Source organism: Halobacillus sp., assembly GCF_049282395.1.
Classification (GTDB): Bacteria; Bacillota; Bacilli; order Bacillales; family Halobacillaceae; genus Halobacillus.
The window spans coordinates 1-4,947 of record NZ_JBAPTY010000345.1; the positions used below are offsets into that span (position 1 = coordinate 1).

Annotated in this window: 4 protein-coding genes; 3 read left to right on the top strand and 1 reads right to left on the bottom strand. The window is 45.3% G+C overall.

What is annotated here, in order from left to right; translation table 11 throughout:
* Positions 1–605, top strand: a 605-nt coding sequence (locus WAM07_RS14625; protein WP_422168004.1) for a putative PEP-binding protein, incomplete at its 5' end; no start/stop codon positions are given.
* Between the two features lie 281 nt (positions 606–886).
* Here the strand turns inward: WAM07_RS14625 and WAM07_RS14630 are convergent.
* Entirely contained in the window at positions 887–1,318 is a 432-nt protein-coding gene (locus WAM07_RS14630; RefSeq protein WP_422168006.1) for a MarR family winged helix-turn-helix transcriptional regulator, read from the bottom strand.
* 168 nt (positions 1,319–1,486) lie between these two features.
* On the opposite strand from WAM07_RS14630, the gene WAM07_RS14635 reads away from it, so the two are divergent.
* Entirely contained in the window at positions 1,487–2,710 is a 1,224-nt protein-coding gene (locus tag WAM07_RS14635) for an MFS transporter (RefSeq protein ID WP_422168008.1), read from the top strand.
* Positions 2,711–2,801: 91 nt separating this feature from the next.
* Complete coding sequence (gene asnB, locus WAM07_RS14640) at positions 2,802–4,628, top strand: asparagine synthase (glutamine-hydrolyzing) (protein WP_422168010.1); 1,827 nt, start codon at positions 2,802–2,804, stop codon at positions 4,626–4,628.
* Positions 4,629–4,947: the final 319 nt, after the last annotated feature.

A 4,947-nucleotide genomic window follows, 5' to 3' on the forward strand; every position in this document is an offset into this window, starting at 1 on the left:
TCCATGCGATGGCTAACGTGATGGACAAAGGAATAACCGTTACATCCGAAATCATGATTCCTTTAGTCAGCCATGTGAATGAACTTAAGAAAATGCGCCAGCTCGTGACTTCGATTGGTGAGCAAATTCAGAGAGAAACAGGAAAGGTATTTGACTACCTGATTGGAACCATGATTGAAACACCGCGCGCAGCATTAACAGCCGATCAAATTGCCGAAGAGGCTGACTTCTTCTCGTTTGGAACCAACGATTTAACTCAAACAACATTTGGGTTCAGTCGAGACGATGCAGAGGGCAAGTTTCTGCAGCATTATGTAGATCGTGATGTCCTAAAAAGAAATCCATTTGTTTCCTTAGATCAAGAAGGTGTAGGTAAGCTTGTGGAGAGTGGTGTAACACTGGGACGTAAAACAAAGTCTACCCTCAAAACAGGTATTTGTGGCGAGCATGGTGGAGAAAAAGAATCGATCCAGTTCTGCTATGATTTAGGCATGGATTATGTAAGCTGTTCCCCTTTCCGGGTTCCCTCGGCGAGGCTTGCAGCCGCTCAGGCAACCATACGTTATGAACAAACTCGTTCGATAAAAGAACCTCAGTACAATTAAAGAGATACCATTTGATAAAAAAGAAACTCTCCACTACTTCACATGAGGAAGTGGAGAGTTTTTTTTGCGGTGAAATTAAATAGATGGAGAGCATTCGAATGATATTATACTACCTGATTTTCACGATAATAATTCATTCTTTTAAACCTTGTCCCAAATACAAAGAGCGTGAAATCTAACTTCACCAATTGATTTCACGCTTTTTATATAGGATAGCTTTCGACGAAATGAATTAGACGCCTCTTCCTCATTCTCCTGGATAACCTTGGATGTGTATCGTTTTAAAGTTCGAGCTTTTCATTAACCGTATCATTATATTTTTTCAGAAGCTCTCCAAACCTCTTTTTGTCTTCCTCCGACCAGTCTTCCAATATACTGGAAAGCCGATCAAACCGTCTCTGTTTGTTCTCTTCCAATTCATGAGATCCTACATCCGTAATTTGATAATAATAGGCCCTGCGATCATCCGGATTCGGAATCTTTTCCACGTACTTCTTATTCACAAGGACAGATGCCTGCCGGCTTACAGTTGAGATATCCAAATGTAAATCCTGAGCCAGTGCTTTCACTCCAGATGGTCCGTAGGTCGACAACTGTCGCAGAAGAATATAGGCGGACCGATCTAAATTGCTGTACGTTTTCTCGGTAAGGACGATCCGCCGAATGAAATCAGTTACCTGTCGTTCGATTAAGTCCAAAGACTCATCACTCATTCCTTACACCTCAAATCCAAATACTTATTTTTTGATGATACCATCAAATCTCTTTATTGACACTTCTTCCAATATAATTGTAATATACAACTATGTATTTGTATTATACAACTATATCACTGGATGAAGTTTAATTTCTTCCTCCCTATAGGAAAGGAGCTATTCATTATGGCTACACAAAGAAAACCCGTGCCCAGCGTAACCGTCGCTGAAGAGCCGGGAATTTTAAATCAGCCCAAATCCGTATGGGCTGTGTTTTTCGCTTGTATCATTGCTTTTATGGGACTGGGTCTTGTGGATCCAATTTTACCTGCTATTGCCAAACAGCTTGATGCTTCTCCAAGCCAAGTGACCCTTCTCTTTACCAGCTACAATGCAGTAATGGCGGTTGCCATGCTCGTAACCGGGGTTATTACCTCCAGGATCGGGATGAAGAAGACGTTATTATCCGGCATAGTTATTATTGCTGTATTTTCCGCTTTGGGCGGTTTGTCCAACGGCATTTGGGAACTGGTGGCCCTGCGCGGCGGCTGGGGCCTTGGAAATGCCCTGTTTGTTGCCACCGCATTGACCGCGATTGTCACCCTTTCCAATAGCGGCAATGCTAAAGCCATTATTCTATATGAAGCAGCAATTGGATTAGGGATCTCAGTCGGGCCGCTGATTGGCGGTTGGCTTGGAGCAATCTCCTGGAGAGGGCCTTTTCTCGGAGTTGCCACGCTGATGGTCATTGCCTTTATCGGACTGACTACTTTAATGCCCAAAGCAAGTTCCGTTCAAGTCGTGAAGAAAAAAAGCTCACTCCTTGATCCATTCCGGGCCTTAAAGCACCGATCGCTGCTCGTTCTTGGCATTACAGCGGCCCTTTATAATTTCGGCTTTTTCACACTGCTTGCCTATTCCCCATTTGTCTTAGGACTGGATGAGCACGGACTTGGATTCGTATTCCTTGGATGGGGCGTGCTGCTTGCGATCACTTCCGTCTTTATGGCACCCAAACTTACACGGCTGTTCGGCACGGTTGGCTCGATGTGTCTGATGCTCTTATTATTCGCTTTAGTCTTACTGGCGATGGGAATCTGGACGTCCACGCAATGGGTTGTCATTGCTGCTGTCATCGTTGCTGGTGCTTTGCTTGGAAACAACAACACACTCATTACAACAGCCGTTATGAATGCAAGTCCGGTCGAACGTTCAACCGCTTCAGCTGCCTACAGCTTCTTGCGCTTTTTGGGAGGCGCTCTTGCTCCATTTCTAGCCGGTCAGCTGGCTGAGCATTTTAATTCCAGCGTTCCTTTCTACGCAGGTGCACTCTGTGTGTTCCTTTCCGTGATTTATGTGTGGCTGAATCAGAACCATATCCGTCACGTTGACCAGGCGGAAGCTCATTAACAGGATCATTATCCTACCTCCAGGCCGGGTCCGCTTTGCATCAGCTTAAGACCCGCTATGCTATAAACATCAAAAGAAAGAAGGTAACCGTATGTGTGGTATAACAGGATGGGTTTCGTGGACTCGTAATCTGGAGCATCAGGAATCCATTGTAGAAAATATGACCAGTTCCATTACTCACCGCGGTCCGGACACAGGCAATACCTGGCTCAAAGGTCAGGCAGCATTCGGTCAGCGGCGGTTAATCGTCATTGATCCAGAAGGCGGTCATCAGCCGATGGTCTATCAGACTGGAGACTATTCGATCGTTCTTACGTATAATGGCGAGATTTACAACTTTAAAGAATTACGCAACGAGCTTGAAGCGAAGAGACATACGTTCCAGAGTTCCTCTGATACCGAAGTGCTGCTTCACGCCTATTTAGAATGGGAGGAAGATTGCGTTCATCACTTGAATGGTATTTTTGCCTTTAGCGTATGGGACGAACGTAAGGAGCAACTGATGCTTGGCCGCGATCATCTTGGCGTAAAACCTTTATATTTCGCCGAACGGGATGGCGACATTCTTTTTGGTTCAGAATTGAAGACGTTATTTGCGCACCCTTCCGTGAAACCTGTCCTCGATGCAGATGGTCTGTCTGAAATTTTCGGACTCGGACCGATCCGCACGCCTGGGCAGGGAGTTTTTAAGGATATTGAAGAAGTACGCGCCGGTCATTATGTCCTCTTTCAACATAACAAACGTAAAACAGAGCATTACTGGACTCTTGAAAGCAAAGAACATACGGATGATCTCGATACGACGGTTTCAACGATCCGCTCGTATTTAGAAGATACGGTCAACCGCCAGCTTTTTGCGGATCGTCCAGTCGTTTCCATGCTTTCAGGAGGACTGGACTCAAGCGGACTCACGGCTATTGCCTCGAAGCAGCTTGAATCTTCCGGGGAAACGCTGAACACCTATTCTATGGACTTTGAGAACAGTGATGATAGTTTTGAAGAAGACTTCCTCCGTGTCGACCGGGATGAACCCTGGGTTGAAAAAGTTTCCCAACATGCCGGCACCGAGCATGAATCGGTTATTCTGAATGCTCAGCGGCTGGTTGATAACCTGCTGGTACCGATGAGGGCAAGAGACCTTCCCGGCGTGGGAGAGATTGAGAGCTCTCTATACCTGTTGTTTACGGAAATGAAGAAAAATGCGACCGTTGCCTTGTCTGGTGAATCGGCAGATGAAGTATTTTCCGGCTATCCCTGGTTTCATAAACAGGAATTCCTGAACGCCGAAACCTTTCCGTGGCTTCTGAATATGACAGGCATTTCAGCAGTTCTCTCCGATTCAATGAAGGAGAAGCTGGACCTGCCTGCTTATCAGAAAGCCCGTTACGAAGAAGCCTTGAAAGAAGTGCCCGTTCTCGAAGGAGAAAATGACCTTCAAGCTAAACAGCGGCGTATGTCCTACATGTTCATCACCCGCTTCCTGCCGTTTATGCTCGACCGGAAAGACCGGGCCAGCATGATGACAGGTTTTGAAGTCCGGGTTCCCTTCTGCGACTATCGCCTGGTCGAATATTTATGGAATGTGCCAATCGACATGAAAAATGTGGACGGGATTGAAAAAGGCATCCTGCGCCGGGCATTATCGGAGTATCTACCAGAAGACGTTCTTTACCGTAAGAAGAGCGCCTATCCAAGCACGAAGGATAAGGAATATTTCGAAGGAGTAAAAAACTGGATGCTTACCATTTTGAAGGATCCATCCTCCCCGCTACTGCCCTATATAAATACAGAACGAGTGTACCAGATTGCTCTCGGAGAAGTGAAAGACGTTCAGCCTTCTCAGGCAAAAGCGTTATTTGATTACCTGATTCAGATCAATGAATGGATGAAAGAGTACAATATTCAAGTAGAGATCTAATATGCCCAGCTCTCAGGAGGTTCCGGCCTCTTCGAGAGCTGGGTATTTTACCTTTCATTAGCAGCTGCCCCTTTCCCCTGCTTAAACTGAATTTTCATTTGATGAAGAGCTTACCTGAAGTTAGCGCTTCTCCCCTATACACACTGAAACAGTCTCCCTATACCTAAAACAAAGATTTTCCATTCTCTTTTGAAAATCACGCTCCTAAATTTCTAAAAACGCCGGTTCCTTGATTTAAGTCAAGGAAAATCTTCCTCAGACAAAATACAATAGGTATGAAATCAAATTCGAGGAGGATTTTATGTGAAAACAAGGAGAA